15 protein-coding genes are annotated in these 17720 nt (G+C 32.9%); 4 read left to right on the top strand and 11 right to left on the bottom strand.

Annotated elements, in window-relative coordinates:
- Window positions 1–23 precede the first annotated feature (23 nt).
- Window positions 24–1499 (bottom strand): malate dehydrogenase (quinone), encoded by a 1476-nt coding sequence (gene mqo, locus B4G36_RS11230; protein ID WP_286484939.1) that lies wholly within the window; start codon window positions 1497–1499, stop codon window positions 24–26.
- Window positions 1500–1708: 209 nt separating this feature from the next.
- On the bottom strand, window positions 1709–3190 hold the full coding sequence (locus tag B4G36_RS11225; RefSeq protein WP_291064073.1) for a hypothetical protein: 1482 nt from the start codon (window positions 3188–3190) through the stop codon (window positions 1709–1711).
- Between the two features lie 148 nt (window positions 3191–3338).
- Here B4G36_RS11225 and B4G36_RS11220 point away from each other — a divergent pair, with 148 nt between their 5' ends.
- Genes B4G36_RS11220 through leuB form a run of 4 tightly spaced genes read left to right on the top strand, consistent with a single transcriptional unit; the run spans window position 3339 to window position 7622 of the window.
- Window positions 3339–4514 carry a 2-isopropylmalate synthase gene (locus B4G36_RS11220; protein ID WP_291064072.1) on the top strand — a complete coding sequence of 392 codons (1176 nt, stop codon included), beginning with the start codon at window positions 3339–3341 and terminating at the stop codon, window positions 4512–4514.
- The gene (gene leuC, locus B4G36_RS11215; RefSeq protein WP_291064071.1) at window positions 4511–5896 is read left to right on the top strand and encodes a 3-isopropylmalate dehydratase large subunit; all 1386 of its coding nucleotides are present in this window, start codon (window positions 4511–4513) and stop codon (window positions 5894–5896) included. Before B4G36_RS11220 ends, leuC begins: the two co-directional genes overlap by 4 nt.
- A gap of 12 nt (window positions 5897–5908) precedes the next feature.
- Window positions 5909–6511, top strand: a complete 603-nt coding sequence (gene leuD, locus B4G36_RS11210; protein WP_291064070.1) for a 3-isopropylmalate dehydratase small subunit — start codon at window positions 5909–5911, stop codon at window positions 6509–6511.
- Window positions 6498–7622 carry a 3-isopropylmalate dehydrogenase gene (leuB, locus tag B4G36_RS11205; RefSeq protein ID WP_291064069.1) on the top strand — a complete coding sequence of 375 codons (1125 nt, stop codon included), beginning with the start codon at window positions 6498–6500 and terminating at the stop codon, window positions 7620–7622. Before leuD ends, leuB begins: the two co-directional genes overlap by 14 nt.
- 82 nt (window positions 7623–7704) lie before the next feature.
- Here leuB and groL read toward each other — a convergent pair whose 3' ends face one another.
- The 9 genes from groL to miaB form a co-directional block, all read right to left on the bottom strand.
- Window positions 7705–9330 (bottom strand): chaperonin GroEL, encoded by a 1626-nt coding sequence (groL, locus tag B4G36_RS11200; protein WP_115001715.1) that lies wholly within the window; start codon window positions 9328–9330, stop codon window positions 7705–7707.
- A gap of 103 nt (window positions 9331–9433) precedes the next feature.
- Window positions 9434–9712, bottom strand: coding sequence for a co-chaperone GroES (locus tag B4G36_RS11195; protein ID WP_125349629.1), 279 nt, complete (start codon window positions 9710–9712; stop codon window positions 9434–9436).
- Window positions 9713–9867: 155 nt separating this feature from the next.
- Window positions 9868–12114 (bottom strand): reprolysin-like metallopeptidase, encoded by a 2247-nt coding sequence (locus tag B4G36_RS11190; RefSeq protein ID WP_291064068.1) that lies wholly within the window; start codon window positions 12112–12114, stop codon window positions 9868–9870.
- Window positions 12115–12119: 5 nt separating this feature from the next.
- Complete coding sequence (locus tag B4G36_RS11185; RefSeq protein ID WP_152606104.1) at window positions 12120–12458, bottom strand: hypothetical protein; 339 nt, start codon at window positions 12456–12458, stop codon at window positions 12120–12122.
- Between the two features lie 188 nt (window positions 12459–12646).
- Window positions 12647–12997 carry a preprotein translocase subunit SecG gene (gene secG, locus B4G36_RS11180; RefSeq protein ID WP_038332909.1) on the bottom strand — a complete coding sequence of 117 codons (351 nt, stop codon included), beginning with the start codon at window positions 12995–12997 and terminating at the stop codon, window positions 12647–12649.
- 4 nt (window positions 12998–13001) lie between these two features.
- Complete coding sequence (locus B4G36_RS11175; protein ID WP_291064067.1) at window positions 13002–14213, bottom strand: tetratricopeptide repeat protein; 1212 nt, start codon at window positions 14211–14213, stop codon at window positions 13002–13004.
- A gap of 23 nt (window positions 14214–14236) precedes the next feature.
- Entirely contained in the window at window positions 14237–14746 is a 510-nt protein-coding gene (locus B4G36_RS11170) for an LptE family protein (protein ID WP_291064066.1), read from the bottom strand.
- A 1-nt stretch (window position 14747) separates the two neighbouring features.
- On the bottom strand, window positions 14748–16019 hold the full coding sequence (locus B4G36_RS11165) for a sigma-54 interaction domain-containing protein (RefSeq protein ID WP_291064065.1): 1272 nt from the start codon (window positions 16017–16019) through the stop codon (window positions 14748–14750).
- Window positions 16020–16237: 218 nt separating this feature from the next.
- The gene (gene miaB, locus B4G36_RS11160; RefSeq protein WP_221856113.1) at window positions 16238–17683 is read right to left on the bottom strand and encodes a tRNA (N6-isopentenyl adenosine(37)-C2)-methylthiotransferase MiaB; all 1446 of its coding nucleotides are present in this window, start codon (window positions 17681–17683) and stop codon (window positions 16238–16240) included.
- Between the last annotated feature and the right edge of the window lie 37 nt (window positions 17684–17720).

The raw sequence follows: 17720 nt of genomic DNA, 5'->3' as shown, positions 1-17720 counted from the left end.
TAATTATATGATGTAAGAAAATCTTAATCTAAAATTTTAAGCACTTTAGTTGTACGAGCTCTTGATGCTTCAACTAATTCAGCTTGCGCTAAATCTTCTCCGTAAGAAGGAATCATTTCTTTGATCGCTTCGTTCCAGTTGTTTTTCATCAAGTCTGGGAAACATTGTTTCATCAAGTTCAACATTGCGCTAACAGATGTAGATGCTCCTGGAGACGCTCCTAATAAGGCAGACATTGTTCCATCTTGAGATGTTACGATTTCTGTACCAAATTTCAAAACTCCTTTTCCGTCTTGTTTTTCGATTACTTGAACACGTTGTCCTGCAGTTTGTTCGAACCAATCTTCTAATTTCGCCTCTGGGAAATATTCTTGTAATTCTTCTACTTTTTTCGCTTTAGACAACATCACTTGTTCTACCAAGTATTTTGTTAAATCGATATTGTTTAAACCACAATTCATCAAAAATCCTACGTTTCCTAAGTTTACAGATTTGAATAAATCGCAATTAGATCCGTATTTTAAGAATTTTGTTGAGAATGTTGCAAATGGCCCAAATAATAAAGATTGTTTTCCATCAATAACACGTGTATCTAAGTGAGGAACAGACATTGGTGGTGCACCAATTTTTGCTTTTCCATATACTTTAGCATGATGTTTTTTGATAACTTCTTCGTTTTGACAAATTAACCATTGTCCACCAACTGGGAAACCTCCAAATTTTTTCGATTCAGGAATTCCAGATTTTTGCAACAATAAAATTGCTCCTCCACCTGCACCAATAAATACGAAATCAGCATTAAGTGCTTTGTTATTTCCAGATTTTAAATCTTTTACTTTTACTGCCCATTTTCCGTTGCTAAGACGAGTTAAGTCTTTTACTTCGTGTTCAGTTTCTAATGTAATTTCTTTTTTGTCTTGTAAACCTTTGAAAATTTGACGCGTTAATTCACCAAAATTTACATCAGTTCCCAAGTTCATATGCGTTGCCGCAACTTTTTCGTTACCTTTTCTACCATCAACAATTAATGGAGCCCATTCTTTGATTTTAGAAACATCATCCGAATATTCCATATCCTTAAATAAAGGATGTTGAGATAATTTTTCGTAACGTTTTTTCAAGAAATTTACATCGTCATCGCCCCAAACAAAAGACATATGTGGAGTAGGACGTAAGAATTTTTCTGGAGAAGAAACGTAATTATTTTCGACTAAGTAAGACCAAAACTCTTTCGAAGTTTCAAATTGTTTTGCAATATTAATTGCTTTATCAATATTAACCACTCCATTTTTGTCCATTGGCGTATAATTCAATTCACAAAAAGCAGAGTGACCAGTACCTGCATTATTAAAAGCATCAGAACTTTCAAATCCAATCTTATCTAATTTTTCGAAAACAGAAATCTTAATAGCCGGATTAATTTTTTTAAGAAGTATGCTTAAAGTAGCACTCATGATACCAGCACCAACTAACACTACCTCTTGAGGTTGTTTTTCCATTTCTCAAAAATATATTTACGTTGCAAAGGTATTAATAAATAGCCTTTTTTGCGAAATAATACGCAGAAAAAACAATGATTTTTTACATAAATTATTGTTTTGAGATAATTTGAATAGATTTTATTTTATAGAAAATTATTCAACTTCAAGATTATTAGATGTCTTTACTTGATAAATAGAGAGAAATTATTAATTTGAATTCATGAAATTTAAATTTTATCTTCCATCCAACGTCTAAGATTGATGTAATTGGTATTTCTTCGCAATAGATTTTGATTGTCCGAATCTTTCAAGAAATCATCTAATTCTCTGAAAGCTTTAACTTTTTCATGTGGATACAAATCATTCAACTCAATAAAAAATAAACTAATTTTTCGTGTAATAATGTTACTATTTTTCATCTTTTTGCAGAATTGATGCGTTTTGTACGAATACATATCCAATTCTTGATCGTTGCCAGAATCATATAAATTCATCATAATCAAAACCAGGGTATAAAAATGTAAATCTTCTTGAATTGTAGATTCACTATTGATAATTTTTTGACAATAATCAAAGGAATTATCCCAATCTTTATTCAGAAAATAATACGCAGCAATCTTTAAATAAAGCACCAAAATATGATGATTATCGATTTTATGTTGATGCAATTTTATTTCGCGTAAAATATCTTTAATCAAAAATGGACTAATATTTTCTTTCGGATTAATGAAAAAATAATTCAGTTTGCTATTAAATTTATTGATAAACCAAAGCGCTTCCACATTATCATTTTGAGGCAAAATCTCGTAAACAGATTCTAATTTATCAAACCAAAATTTAAATTCTTCAGAATTTTTTTTCAGGTATAAGATCTTTAATAAATAGCTATTTCCTTTAATAAACCAAACTGGATGACTAAGAATTCGTTCTTTTTTCTCGTAAAATAATTCAACCCATTTTTTCGAAAATTCATAGGCAGAGTGTAGGTTTTGCGTTAACATCGACAACCAAACATTTGCTTTGTAAAACCACAGTTTCTCTTTGAATTTTAATTTCTTAAAATCGATATTTTTTGTTTCCGAATCAAAGAAATTCTGAATTTTTTGAATTTCATCATCATCTTTTGCGTATCCATTCTCGAGCAAAATACTATACAATTTTAGCGATAAATTAGACAATTTACTTGCTTGTAAATTCTGTAAACTCAATTCCTCCGATTGTTCAATCAACTGATCTGCACGACCAGAAATACTTCGTGTAATGAATTGTGATTCGATAATTTTTTCGAGTTCTAAAATATCATAAGCAATGGCTTTTTCGTCAAAATCTAAGGCTTGAGTTTTGGCTTTGTCCAACATTTTTAGACTTTGTTTGTGTAAGCCTTTTTGATACAAAATCGTAGCAAAATCAAACTGTTCACGTATTTGCATACGCGAATTTTGTTGCGAAGGATTCATTCTCAAGCTAAACAAAATTTGTTTGTACAAATGCGCTTTTAGATTAGATAATTGTTGTTTCGTGGTAATTTTTTTCTTCAAAATAGCCGTTTCATCATATTCTTCCAACTTATCCAATGCTTCAAATAATAACAAAAATTTTGCATCTGCATTAATTTGCAGACGATTTACATAAAGTTTGAATTGACGTTTTTCGGAACGATTAAGTGACTTTATTAAACTAAATAGTGCGTCTTTGTTATGATTTGACATTGTAATTAAATTATATATAATGTATTGAAAATAAAATGATTATGATAAATATTTTAGCTTTAAGAATTGTAAAACACTTTTCAATTTGAAAATTTAAAGTTAGTACAATTTTAATTTTACATCACAATAACAAACAAAACTAATTGCAATGAGTGCTGAGAAGATTCAAATTTTTGATACGACACTGAGAGATGGAGAGCAAGTGCCGGGGTGTAAGTTAAACAAAAAACAGAAGTTAGAAATTGCGGCTCGATTGGACGAATTAGGCGTTGATATTATCGAGGCTGGTTTTCCAATTTCAAGTCCTGGAGATTTCGAAGCCGTAAATGCAATTTCAAAATTAGTGAAAAATGCCACAGTTTGTGGTTTAACTCGTGCAAACAAAAAAGATATAGAATCTGCAGCTAAAGCTTTACAATATGCCGTAAAACCAAGAATTCATACCGGAATTGGAACTTCGGATTCTCATATTATTCACAAATTTAATTCGAATCGTGAAGCGATTATCGAACGTGCAGTTGAAGCGGTTGCATATGCAAAAACATTTGTAGATGATGTTGAGTTTTATGCTGAAGATGCAGGAAGAACGGATAATGCTTTTCTTGCTCAAGTTTGTGAAGAAGTGATAAAAGCTGGTGCGACGGTTCTTAATATTCCAGACACAACGGGTTATTGTTTGCCTTTTGAGTACGGAAGTAAAATTAAATATTTGAAAGATCATGTTCAAGGAATTGATAATGTTATTATTTCTTGTCACAATCATAACGATTTAGGATTAGCGACAGCGAATGCAGTTGCAGGTGCAATAAATGGAGCACGCCAAATAGAATGTACGATTAATGGAATTGGTGAGCGCGCTGGTAATACAGCTTTAGAAGAAATTGTGATGATTTTTAGACAACATAAAGAATTGAATTTCTATACAGATATCAATGCTCAAATGTTAACAGAATTAAGTCAATTAACTTCTGAAACAATGGGAATGATGGTTCAACCAAACAAAGCAATTGTTGGATCGAATGCTTTTGCGCACAGTTCTGGAATTCATCAAGATGGTGTGATTAAAAACCGTGAAACATATGAAATTATCAATCCAGCAGATGTTGGAGTTAATGAATCCTCTATTATTTTGACAGCTCGTAGCGGGCGTTCGGCGTTAGCTTATCGTCTAAAAGATATCGGTTTCGATACATCTAAAAATGAATTAGATATTTTATATGAACAATTTTTAGAAATTGCAGATTTGAAGAAAGAAGTTGTTCGTGAAGATTTACTTGGATTAATGCATCAGTTTAATCAAACATCACAGAGAAAATTCGCATGAGAACATTATTCGATAAAGTGTGGGATGCCCATGTTGTCAGCCAAGTAGAAAATGGACCACAAGTGATTTATATTGATAAACATTTAATTCACGAAGTAACAAGTCCACAAGCTTTTGCAGAATTAGAAGCGAGAAATATTCCAATTTTTCGACCAAATCAAATTGTTGCAACTGCGGATCACAATGTACCAACGATTAATCAAGATCAGCAAGTTCGAGATCCATTATCAAAACAACAATTAGAGCAATTAGCGATTAATTGCGAAAAAAATAATATTACTTTTTATGGCTTAGGTCATCCGTATCAAGGAATTGTTCACATTATTGCGCCAGAATTGGGTGTTACGCAACCAGGAATGAGCATGGTTTGTGGTGATAGTCACACATCTACGCATGGAGCTTTTGGAGCAATTGCTTTCGGAATTGGAACAAGTCAAGTTGCACAGGTTTTTGCTAGTCAATGTTTGTTGATGAATAAACCAAAATCGATGCGAATTACAGTTAATGGAAAACTGAATCCAAATGTTCAGCCAAAAGATGTGATTTTGTATATCATTTCTAAAGTTGGTACAAATGCGGGAACAGGTTATTTCTGTGAATATGCAGGAGATGTTTTTGAGAATATGTCGATGGAAGGTCGAATGACAGTTTGTAATATGTCGATAGAAATGGGCGCTCGTGGTGGAATGATTGCACCAGATGAAACAACTTTTGCTTATTTAAAAGATAAACCATTTGCACCGAAAGGAGAAGATTGGGAGCAAAAAGTAGCATATTGGAAAACTTTACCAAGTGATACTGATGCAATTTTTGATGAAGAAATAGAATTTGACGCTGCGGATATTTATCCAATGATTACGTTTGGTACGAATCCAGGAATGGGAATTTCGGTGAAAGATATTATTCCTTCTAAAGATTCATTAAGCGATAATGAAAAAGAATCGTTTGAAAAAGCGTTGAAATATATGGGATTCCAAGATAATCAATCAATCATCAATCATCCAATTGATTATGTGTTTATCGGAAGTTGTACCAATGCAAGAATCGAAGATTTGCGTGAAGTGGCAAATTATGTGAAAGGAAAACAGCGCAATGAAAATGTAACAGCGTGGATTGTTCCAGGATCGAAACAAGTAGAAAAGCAAGCGATAGAAGAAGGTTTGGATAAAATTTTTGAAGCTTCTGGGTTCAGATTGCGCGAACCAGGTTGTTCGGCTTGTTTGGCGATGAATGACGATAAAGTTCCGGAAGGAAAATATTGTGTTTCGACTTCGAATAGAAATTTTGAAGGTCGTCAAGGTCCAAATTCTCGTACATTATTAGCAAGTCCTTTGATTGCTGCTGCTGCTGCAATTCACGGAAAAATTGTTGATATCAATTAAAATTTACTCAAAATGGATTCAATCAATCAACTAAAATCATCGGCTGTTCCGATTAAAATAGAAAATATAGATACCGATCAAATTATTCCAGCTCGTTTTTTGAAAGCGATTAGTAGAGAAGGTTTTGGAGATAATTTATTCAGAGATTGGCGATTTAATCAAGATAATCAATCAATTGAAAATTTCCCGCTGAATGATTCAAAATATGCTGGAAAAATATTAGTTGCAGGTAAAAATTTTGGTTGTGGAAGTAGCCGAGAACACGCCGCTTGGGCAATTAAAGATTATGGGTTTGATGTAGTGATTAGTAGTTATTTTGCAGATATCTTTAAAGGAAACGCATTGAATAACGGAATTTTACCAATCGTTGTTTCAGATGAAATTTTAAATCAAATCTTTGAAATCATCGATCAAAATTCTTCAACTGAATTTGAAGTTAATTTAGAAAATCAAACCTTAAAAATTCAAGATCAAACCATCAACTTTGATGTTGATTCTTATAAAAAAATCTGTTTATTAAACGGATATGATGACATTGATTTTTTAATCAGTCAAAAAGATAAAATAGAAACTTACGAACAAAACCAAAAATCTTTACAACATGAAAACGCATAAAATTGCAGTACTTTCTGGCGATGGAATAGGACCAGAAGTCGTTTCGGAAACAATAAAAGTTCTGAAAGTCGTTAAACAAATTTTTAAATATAATTTCGAATTTGAGGAAGCTTTGATTGGTGCAATTGCGATTGACGAAACGGGAAATCCTTTGCCTGATGCGACATTGCAATTATGTAAAGATGCAGATGCGGTTTTGTTTGGTTCTATTGGTGATCCAAAATATGACTATAATCCGAACGCTAAAGTTCGTCCCGAACAAGGTTTGTTAAAGCTGAGAAAGGAACTTGGTTTATTTGCAAATATCCGTCCAATCAAGGCTTACGAATCTTTGTTGGGGAAAAGTCCATTGAAACGTTCGCACATCGAAGGAACAGATATGGTTATTTTTCGTGAATTGATTAATGGAATTTATTTCGGAGAAAAATTTACAGCGCAAGATGGTTCTCATGCGTATGATACGTGTTCGTACAACAGAAAAGACATTGAGCAAATTACACATTTAGCTTTTCAGGAAGCAATGAAGCGTCGCAAAAAAGTAACGTTGGTAGACAAGGCAAATGTGTTGGATACCTCTCGTTTATGGCGAAAAGTTGCGATGGATATTAGCCAAAAATATCCAGAAGTTGAATTAGATTTCTTGTTTGTTGATAATGCAGCGATGCAATTAATTATCAATCCAAAACAATTTGATGTGATTTTGACAGAGAATATGTTTGGTGATATTATTTCGGACGAAGGAAGTGTAATTGGTGGAAGTATAGGGTTGTTGCCTTCGGCTTCTATTGGTACAGAAAATGCATTGTTCGAGCCTATTCATGGTTCGTATCCACAGGCAAAAGGTAAAGGAATTGCAAATCCTATGGCTTCTATTTTGAGTGCCGCAATGATGTTGCGTTATTTGGGATTAGAAGAAGGGGCAAAAGCAATAGAAAATGCGGTGGAAAATGCGATTAATAATTTGATTGTAACTTCAGATTTAGATGAAACGAGCGATTATTCGACGTCTGTTGTGGTAAATTATATTGCGAAGATATTATTGAGCGATCATGATCATCATTCATATTTTAATTTTGAAAATGTATTGATGGGGAAATCGACGATTATATAGTTTTTATTATTTATGACTTAATGAAAAAGCCATTCAGAGTTCTGAATGGCTTTTTCTATTGTATATTTTTATGAGTTGATGATTACATCATTCCTGGCATTCCTCCACCCATTGGTGGCATAGCAGGCTCATCTTTTTTAATTTCTGTAACAACAGCTTCAGTCGTAATTAACATACCTGCAACAGAAGCAGCGTTTTCTAATGCAACACGAGCGACTTTAGTTGGATCAATAACTCCAGCCTCGATCATGTTTACATATTCGTCAGTTTTCGCATTGTATCCGAAATCACCATTTCCTTCTTTTACTTTTGCAACAACTACAGAACCTTCTCCACCAGCGTTATGAACAATTTGGCGTAAAGGTTCTTCCACTGCACGTGTTACAATTTTAACACCTGTCGCTTCGTCAGCATTTGTAGTATCAATTGTTAAGTTAGATAAAGCTCTGACAAAAGCAACACCACCACCAGCAACGATACCTTCTTCTACAGCAGCACGAGTTGCGTGTAAAGCATCATCAACACGGTCTTTAATTTCTTTCATTTCAACCTCTGAAGCAGCACCAACGTATAATACAGCAACACCTCCAGCTAATTTAGCTAAACGCTCTTGTAATTTTTCACGGTCATAGTCAGAAGTAGTTGTTTCTACTTGCGCTTTAATTTGGTTAACACGAGATTTGATTTGCTCTGCATCACCAGCACCATTAACAATAGTTGTATTGTCTTTGTCAATAACTACTCTTTCAGCAGTACCTAACATTTCTAAAGTAGCAGTTTCTAACGTAATTCCTTGCTCTTCAGAAATAACTGTACCTCCTGTTAAGATTGCGATATCTTGTAACATCGCTTTTCTACGATCTCCAAATCCTGGTGCTTTAACAGCAGCAATTTTTAAAGAACCTCTTAAACGGTTCACTACTAAAGTAGCTAAAGCTTGACCTTCAACTTCTTCAGAAATAATTAAGAATGGACGTCCTGATTGAGCAACTGGCTCTAATAAAGGTAAGATTTCTTGTAAGTTAGAGATTTTTTTCTCACATAATAAGATGTAAGGATTCTCTAATTCAGCAATCATTTTATCTGCGTTTGTAACGAAGTAAGGAGATTGATATCCACGATCGAATTGCATTCCCTCTACAACGTCAACGTAAGTTTCTGTTCCTTTTGCTTCTTCAACAGTAATTACTCCTTCTTTTCCAACTTTAGAAAAAGCTTCTGCGATTAATGATCCAATAGTATCATCGTTATTTGCAGAGATAGATGCAACTTGTTTAATTTTTTCTGATGAATCACCAACTTCTTGAGATTGCTCTCTTAAGTTAGCAACAATTCCAGCAACAGCTTTGTCAATACCACGTTTTAAGTCCATTGGGTTTGCACCTGCAGCAACGTTTTTCAAACCTTCGCGAACGATAGCTTGCGCTAAAACTGTTGCAGTAGTAGTACCATCACCTGCAACGTCGTTTGTTTTAGAAGCAACTTCTTTTACCATTTGAGCACCTAAGTTTTCGATTGGATCTTCCAATTCGATTTCTTTTGCTACAGAAACTCCGTCTTTTGTTACATGTGGAGCACCGAAAGATTTTTCTAAAACTACGTTACGACCTTTTGGTCCTAATGTTACTTTAACTGCATTTGCTAATGCATCAACACCTCTTTTTAAAGCGTCTCTTGATTCAATGTCGAATTTAATATCTTTTGCCATTTTTTTTATAAGTTTTGTTGTCTTAAGTCTTAAGTCGAATATAATTAAAAATTAAAAAATAAGTTACTTTGTACTTAATACATTTTACTAATTACAACTAAATTTAGATGATTGCCAAAATATCAGCTTCACGCATGATTAAATAGTCCTTTCCTTCTAATTTTAATTCAGTTCCTGAATATTTTCCGTAAAGAACTTTGTCTCCAATTGCAACAGTTATTGGTTCATCTTTTTTACCATTACCAACTGCTACAACGATTCCTTCTTGAGGTTTCTCTTTTGCTGAATCTGGGATAATAATTCCTGATGCTGTTTTAGTTTCTGCAGGAGCAGGCTCAATAACCACTCGATCTGCTAATGGTTTAATGTTTAATTGTGACATATTTGTATTTTTATTTTAATAATTGATGGTTTTAAATAAACGAAAAACGTGCCAACACACAATTTCTGCCATTATGGATAAGTTAATTTCACTCCTTAAAACAAAAATGCCAAGTTGTATGACAACTTGGCATTTAAAGTGATTTTTATGAATAATTATTTTTTGATAATCACTTTTTTCGTGAATTGTTCGTTACCTGCTTCAATCGAAACAATGTAAACACCATTTGATAAACTAGATAAATTAACTTGTTGAGATTTCGAAGAATTCAATTTGTTTGAGTAAACTGTTCTTCCTGCTAAATCTGTCACCGTAATTTTACCTGTTGTAAATGATTTTGTAAAATCTAAATTGATTATTCCATTTGAAGGATTTGGAGAAATCGTACCTAAATCTTTCGAATTGATCTCAGAAGTTGCTAATTTATCAGAAATTTCAAAATTTGCGGCATTTACAGCTAAGAAAACATTATCAATTGCTTTAATCATAATGCGCGCTTCCTTTGTTAACGAAACATTCGTTGGAACTGTGAAATCATATTTTCCATTATTTGGAACTGATTCAGCTAAAACATAATCAAATGTTTTCCCTCCATCAACTGATAATAAGATTTTTACGTTTTGTGTATCAATTCCGTTTGCATCCGTTCCCGCAACATCCCAAGTAATTGTAGCAGGATAATTTTGTGTCCAATAATCAGTTGTCGCTTGCGAAGTCACTTTGAATGGGCCAAAATCTTTTGTAACAAGCACAACATTTTTACGATCAGTTTGACCTCCTTTAGGATTGTTATCTCTAACTAAAAGAGAGAATTTTAGCGTACGAGCAACGCTTGGAATAACTTCCCAGTTCATAGGAGCTGGATTTGTCTCTAAAGTTAATTTACCATCAACAATTGATTGTAAATTAGGGAAGTATCTGTATCCTACTGTAGTTGGATTAAGAGATCGAAATGTTGGTCCATTTTTATTAGTAGATACAGGAGGTTGCGTAGCTATTTGTGTATCTGTTTGTTCCCAGTTGTATGTTATTGCATCTCCATCAGGATCACTAGCTGTTGCTTCCAAAACAAAAGCGGTTGAGTGAGGAATGTTATATGACAATTTATCTAGAACAATGACAGGTTCATTGTTTTCTGAATCAGTATTTACTGAACAACTTCCATTTGTAGAAGTAATAAAATTATATATATTATTAACACTTACAGTAGAAAAATAAGGGTCACTATTATTTTGTACATTAGGAGGACAAATACCAGCATAAGCCATAATGGTACTTCCACTACCAGGTTCAACTGCTGTAGCGCCTGAGCGATTTCCACTACAAGAATTGTTAAAAGTATGTGGTGCTCCAAATTGGTGTCCCATTTCATGAGCTACATAATCGATATAGAAAGGGTCATTTATAGGTGCTCCTAATCCAGTTACACCTCCTGCTTTAATTGTGCTACAAGGGCTTTGTAAGTAAGCTACTCCACCACCACCAGTAGAAAAAACATGGCCAATATCATAATTATCTACACCTATTTCTCTGTCTAAAACAATTTGATTTTCTTTTAGCATAGCACTTCCACTATTGTTGGTGTATTCATCTGTTGTAATAAAAATAATTTTATCATTATTTTCCACTAGTTCCATAGTTACACCAAACTCTTTTTCATAAACACCATTTACGCGAGTCATAGCTACATTTATAGCTGAAATAACAGCTGCTAGTTTTTCTTCGTATGTACCAGATGATAATCCTGCTCTATTTACATGGTATCTAGAGTACTCTATAGTTGTCGCTAAAGCTAAACGATATTTTCTCATTTTACCATCAATAGCAGTTTTATTTGTTGGTATATCATTTGTGATTTGATTGATTAATTTCTGTTGATATACATCATCTGTATGGCAAGAAAAATTAATATTATCATCAACATTTTTTCTACTGTAAGAAATGTAAGTTGATAAATCTTCTGTATAAGCATCAATATAAGAAATATCGTGACCTTTCTGTATCATTGCACTAAAACCGTGATATGGAGAATAGCTAAAACGGATTGTAGCTTTTCCATCAACAGATTTCCCTACATAAGATTTAATCATGTTATATTTCTCTTGTAATTTAGGCGCCATAATAGATGCTTCTTCAACAAGATATTTTGTTATTTCTCCATTTTCATTCGGAATGTTTACTAACTGAGCATTGTTATTCCCTTTGTTGGCAATAGAATTTAAGTCATTAAGTAAACTTGTAACATCTAATTTAAATAAAGTGAATTCTTTAGGAACAGTTGATCTTTCAACTAAATTAGTAGGTTGAAAATTTTTGTTTTTCAATTCTAGCCAATGATTACTTTGCGCAAAAACCGAACTTCCTCCCATCAGAAGAGATAAGATAATAAATTTTGTTTTCATAAATTTCAATATTCTAGTGTTAAATAATTAATTTCTTTAGGTATTTCTATAAAAAATAAGTTGATGGATTTATCAGCTTCATCTTTATATTGATGTAGTTTTAAAATGTTTTTTTTTGAAGAACTAGTTAATTCAGAGATTTCGTAACGATCAATATCTTCTTTACAAATAACTGCAATATTTTTATTTGAGAAGTCGATTATTTCTAATGGAGCGTTTCGTTGTCCCGGAATAATTAATGACTTTTGAAATTCATCAAAATCTTTCATATTTGAGAAAACTTTTATTTCGTTTTTACACCCTTTGCCATCAAATGCAGTTCTAAAAATATTTAATTCATTCATAGAAATAGTTTTTAAAATTTTTTGTTGACTGCAATTAATAAGAAACAAAGATATTAATGGTATAAAGATGTAATAGTGTTTCATATTCAATGTTTAGGACTAAATTATGAATAAATATTCAATTATAGGCATTAAAAAACGCGAATCATTCGATGATTCGCGTTTTTTAATTTATTTTCTTATCAAAATTACTTCGCTGGTTGAGCTGGTAATTGATTTTGACTTGCTCCGTTTGCAGCAGGTTGCGTTGGTAAATTATTAGCCGGTGCCGTAACATTTGGCTTAATTGGTTTTATCGCATTTGGATTTTCATGCGAAGCACTTGCTCCAATAATCAATACGATTACAGCGATAAATAATCCCCAAGTTGTGTTGTCTAAGAATTTATTCGTTCTTTGAACTCCAAACATTTGGCTTCCTCCGCCACCTCCAAAAGTAGAAGATAATCCTCCTCCTTTAGGGTTTTGAGATAATACGATTAGTACTAATAATACACATAAAATCATGATAATAATCATGAAAAACTGAAATAGTCCCATTTTATTATTTAGAGTTTTTTAAATTTTCAATTTCTTTAATTCGATTTGCAAATAAACTATTTTTTTCTGGATATTTCAAAATTAATATCTTATAAGCTTTAATTGCCTTATCATATTTTTTTTGCTCAGTATAAATCTGAGCCAAAGTTTCGGTCATCAAATCCGAATATTCTTCCGTATTCTGAACGAAATTTGAAGGTGTGCTGACTGGTGTAATATCCGTTTTTTTCATCGGAACGATTTTCGGATTTTTTTCCAAAAAGTCATCAATCAACTTATATTTTATTTCTCTTTCTGCAGTTTCTTGCTCTTCCTCAATCTCTTGTTGAGTTTTTGATTGAGAAGGAACTTTCTTCAACCAATCCGAAAAAGAGAACGTCGAATCATCCGAATTATTTTCAATGATTTCTATTTTTTCTTCAATCGTTTCAGATTCAGATTCTTCAATTACTTCAGCATTTTCAGACAATCCTTCTATAATTTCTTCTTCCTGATTATCTTCAATTGTTTCAATTACCTGCTGAGGTTCAGATTCAATAATTTCAATTCCAGAAGTTTGTTGAACAGCATTTTCGATATCATTCTCAGAAGTTAAATTTTCTTCTTTCGAATTATTTTCTACCACAACTTTATTCGTGATTTCAGCAACTTCGTTCAATTCTTCATCCGAAATAATATCAACAACATGATCCGTTCTCAATTCAGATTCTTCTGTATCATTTTCGATCATTTCGTCCACAATATCTTCATTGATTTCTTCTGAATTAGTTTCAGAAACAACTTCAATTTCTTGGTTTAATTCTTCTTCTTTTTCTTCAATGATTTCATCAATAACTTCAACTGTTTCGTTATTGTTTTCGATGATTTCAGAAGTAGAGTTTTCTAAAATTGGTTCAGAAATAATTTCGTTTTCAACTAATTCTTCCACTTTTTCTTCTTCCATTTCAGGAGAAATAGTTTCAGTTTTTGTTTGAATTTCTTTCTGAATTGGTTCTGAATTGATGTAATGATACAAATCGACACGATTGCTGCTGTGAATTGAAGTTTTGTTCAAATAATCCTCAAAAGAAGGATGATTTTCCTTTTTTAAACCATAAAGTAACAAAGCGCGCAATGTGTAGAAATACGGATATTTTTCTACCTCTTTTTTAAGAAGTGGAATGTCCGATTTCTCAACTTCGTACGGATGTGCTACTAAATATTCAATTCTGGTCATTGCTCAAATATAAGGTTATTTTTTTACCAATCCATCGCAATAGACGCAAAAACTTGGTCGCGAATATCATCAATAATTAAAGGAACAATTGACGATTCTACAGCGCTTAACATCGCATTTCCGTCATATAATTGGAAAGCAGAAAATGTTCTGTCATAACTTTTTGATTCGTCTTTATTGTTGATGTATCGAACTTTTACATAAATCGTCAAACGGTTTTTTGCCGCAATATCATTTGATTGAATTGCTTCTGGAACAACATCGTATCCCGTAATTTCACCTTCGATAATTAAGTCAGAATTTTCGTTCGAATTTAACTTTAACTTCGTTCTACTTCTAAAAATATCTTGAATCGCAATCGTTAAATCTTGACTCAAAGTGGGATTTTGTTGAGGTGCGTAATTCGGAAAAGTTGCCACATAAATTGTGTTCCAATCATCTTGAATTGCAGCTCCTGAAAGAGTATATCTTATACATCCTGTTAAACTAAAAATAGCAAAAATACTAAGGACGAATAGTTTTATTTTGTTCATATTACAAATGATATTGTTTGATTTTTCGGTACAATGTACGCTCAGAAATTCCCAATTCGTCAGCCGCCATTTTACGTTTTCCTTTGTGTTTTTCCAACGCCAATTTTATCATTTCTTTTTCGTTATCTTGTAAGGAAAGAGATTCTGGTTCTTCGATTGGACTTACATCATATACATCGTTCGAATAATCGTATTGCGATTGTTGATAATTTGGTGTAATTGGAGCAGATTTCGTTGGAACCAAATTATATTGACTTGGCACAAAATCTTCTTCTGGTTCGTTTTGATCTTGATAAACGCGCTGAATCAATTCTTGTGTATTGCCATTAAAATCTTCAACATCTTTGTGTTTGATTAAATCTAATGTTAAAGCACGCAAATCGTTCAAATCTTTTTTCATGTCCAATAAAACTTTGAATAATAATTCACGTTCCATAAAATCTGAAGAACTTCCATCTTTTGATGTATTTGTTACCGTCAACATTGTTGAATTATTGGGTAATAATTCCATGATTTTTTCTAACGAAATCACACGGTCTTTTTCCACAACAGAAACTTGTTCAGCAAAATTTCTTAATTGACGCACATTTCCCGGCCAAGGATAATTCGCAATATAATTTTGGGCTTCTGGAGAAAGCTCAATATGAGGCATTCTGTATTTATTTGCAAAATCTGAAGCAAATTTTCTGAACAATAAATTAATATCTTCCTTACGCTCGCGCAAAGCTGGAATATCAATTTGAACTGTATTTAATCGATAATATAAATCTTCACGAAACTTCCCTTTTTCAACAGCTTCTTTCAATTTTACATTCGTTGCAGCAACAACACGAACATTTGTTTTTTGAAGTTCCGAAGAGCCAACTTTCATAAATTCACCCGACTCTAAAATACGCAACAAACGCACTTGTGTAGCTAAAGGCAATTCACCAACTTCGTCTAAGAAAATTGTTCCACCATCTGCTACTTCAAAATAACCTTTACGTGTTTGTGTAGCGCCTGTAAAAGCACCTTTTTCGTGTCCAAATAATTCAGAATCGATTGTTCCTTCTGGAATCGCACCACAGTTCACTGCAATATAATTGTTGTGTTTGCGTGCAGATTGATTGTGAATAATTTTCGGAATAAATTCTTTACCTACACCACTTTCTCCGATAACAAGAACAGAAATGTCTGTAGGTGAAACCTGAATCGCCTTTTCTAAAGCACGATTCAAGGCTATATTATTTCCAATGATTCCAAAACGTTGTTTGATAGTTTGTAAAGAATCCATTTTTTTATTTTTTAGGTTTTTGAAAAATGATCTATCAAATTTCAATTATTGTCTTATTAAAACCGTCATTTCGAGTAAAATTTTTTAGAGTTTGTATCGAAAATAAGGTTTTAAACTATTAAAATTCTATTCTCAATACGATTTTTAATCATTTCATTTATAAAAATCACTCGAATTGACGAATTTTATTTTTAGTATACAATTGACGGATTGATTGTTTATCCTTCTATCATTTCACCAATCAAAGTAGCCGTTGTACAGCTATTTGCTTTTACGTTTACAAAATCTCCTATTTTAGTTCCTTCTATTTTAGGGAAAACTAAAACCGCGTTTTGTGTATTACGTCCGTACCAGAAATTTTCGTCACGTTTAGAGTTTCCTTCAATCAAAACTTCATGCGTCTTTCCAACATAACTATTCATACGCTCTGCAGAATGTTTTTGTTGCATTTCGATGATTTCTTGTAAACGACGCTTTTTATCTTCTGGTAAAACGTCATCAGGCATTTTTTTGTGGGCTGGTGTTCCTGGTCGCTCAGAATAAGCGAACATATAACCGAAATCATATTTCACATATTCCATTAATGATAATGTATCTTGATGTTCTTCTTCTGTTTCGCCACAGAAACCTGCAATCATATCGTGCGATAAAGCACAATCTGGAACGATACGACGAATTTTATCAATTAATTCGAAATATTCTTCACGAGTATGTTGACGATTCATACGTGCTAAGACAGTCGTAGAGCCCGATTGAACAGGTAAGTGAATGTATTTACAAATGTTTTTGTGTTTCGCCATCATTTGCAATACGCCTTCTTCCATATCTTGTGGATTAGAAGTTGAAAAACGTAAACGAATGTTAGGAAACTGCGTAGCAACCATGTCTAATAATTGAGCAAAATCTACAGCAGTCGCTTTCTGAATATCAGTTGCATTTTTGAAATCTTTTTTTGGTCCTCCACCATACCATAAATATGAATCGACATTTTGACCTAAAAGTGTAATTTCTTTATAACCAGATTCTGCTAATTCTTTACACTCATTCAAAATTGAGTGCGGATCACGAGAACGCTCACGACCACGTGTAAAAGGTACAACACAGAACGTACACATGTTATCACAACCACGAGTAATCGTAACGAAAGCTGTAACGCCATTTCCTCCTAAACGAACAGGAGAAATTTCTGCGTAAGTTTCTTCTTTTGATAATTGTACATTTACCGCATCACGACCATCTTCTACATCGTTGATTAAGTTTGGTAAATCGCGGTAAGCATCAGGTCCAACAACGATATCAACTAAATGTTCTTCTTCAAGAAATTTATGTTTCAAACGTTCCGCCATACAACCCAAAACACCAATTTTAAGACTTGGATTTTGTTTTTTGATCGCGTTTAATGTTCCTAAACGTTTACGAACTGTTTGTTCCGCTTTTTCACGAATAGAACAAGTGTTTAAAAGAATTAAATCTGCTTCGTCAACTTTTTGAGTGGTTTGATAACCTTCGTTATTTAGAATAGATGCAACAATTTCACTATCCGAGAAATTCATTTGACATCCGTAACTTTCTAAGAATAATTTCTTTGTTGCATTACGAGTAGGAGCAGTCATCAAAGCCTCTCCTTGTCTTGCTTCATCTATATGTTTTTCTTCTGTATGCATTCTAAAATGGATATTTTATCGTGCAAAAATAATAAAT

This window comes from Empedobacter sp. UBA3239, assembly GCF_002362875.1.
Taxonomy (GTDB): domain Bacteria; phylum Bacteroidota; class Bacteroidia; order Flavobacteriales; family Weeksellaceae; genus Empedobacter; species Empedobacter falsenii_B.
This window is presented reverse-complemented; position numbering and strand designations above follow the sequence as displayed.

Bases quoted from the DNA above. Each gene is read 5' to 3' on its own strand.
- mqo (WP_286484939.1), bottom strand. From the start codon at position 1,499: ATGGAAAAACAACCTCAAGAGGTAGTGTTAGTTGGTGCTGGTATCATG.
- B4G36_RS11225 (WP_291064073.1), bottom strand. From the start codon at position 3,190: ATGTCAAATCATAACAAAGACGCACTATTTAGTTTAATAAAGTCACTT.
- B4G36_RS11220 (WP_291064072.1), top strand. From the start codon at position 3,339: ATGAGTGCTGAGAAGATTCAAATTTTTGATACGACACTGAGAGATGGA.
- leuC (WP_291064071.1), top strand. From the start codon at position 4,511: ATGAGAACATTATTCGATAAAGTGTGGGATGCCCATGTTGTCAGCCAA.
- leuD (WP_291064070.1), top strand. From the start codon at position 5,909: ATGGATTCAATCAATCAACTAAAATCATCGGCTGTTCCGATTAAAATA.
- leuB (WP_291064069.1), top strand. From the start codon at position 6,498: ATGAAAACGCATAAAATTGCAGTACTTTCTGGCGATGGAATAGGACCA.
- groL (WP_115001715.1), bottom strand. From the start codon at position 9,330: ATGGCAAAAGATATTAAATTCGACATTGAATCAAGAGACGCTTTAAAA.
- B4G36_RS11195 (WP_125349629.1), bottom strand. From the start codon at position 9,712: ATGTCACAATTAAACATTAAACCATTAGCAGATCGAGTGGTTATTGAG.
- B4G36_RS11190 (WP_291064068.1), bottom strand. From the start codon at position 12,114: ATGAAAACAAAATTTATTATCTTATCTCTTCTGATGGGAGGAAGTTCG.
- B4G36_RS11185 (WP_152606104.1), bottom strand. From the start codon at position 12,458: ATGAATGAATTAAATATTTTTAGAACTGCATTTGATGGCAAAGGGTGT.
- secG (WP_038332909.1), bottom strand. From the start codon at position 12,997: ATGGGACTATTTCAGTTTTTCATGATTATTATCATGATTTTATGTGTA.
- B4G36_RS11175 (WP_291064067.1), bottom strand. From the start codon at position 14,213: ATGACCAGAATTGAATATTTAGTAGCACATCCGTACGAAGTTGAGAAA.
- B4G36_RS11170 (WP_291064066.1), bottom strand. From the start codon at position 14,746: ATGAACAAAATAAAACTATTCGTCCTTAGTATTTTTGCTATTTTTAGT.
- B4G36_RS11165 (WP_291064065.1), bottom strand. From the start codon at position 16,019: ATGGATTCTTTACAAACTATCAAACAACGTTTTGGAATCATTGGAAAT.
- miaB (WP_221856113.1), bottom strand. From the start codon at position 17,683: ATGCATACAGAAGAAAAACATATAGATGAAGCAAGACAAGGAGAGGCT.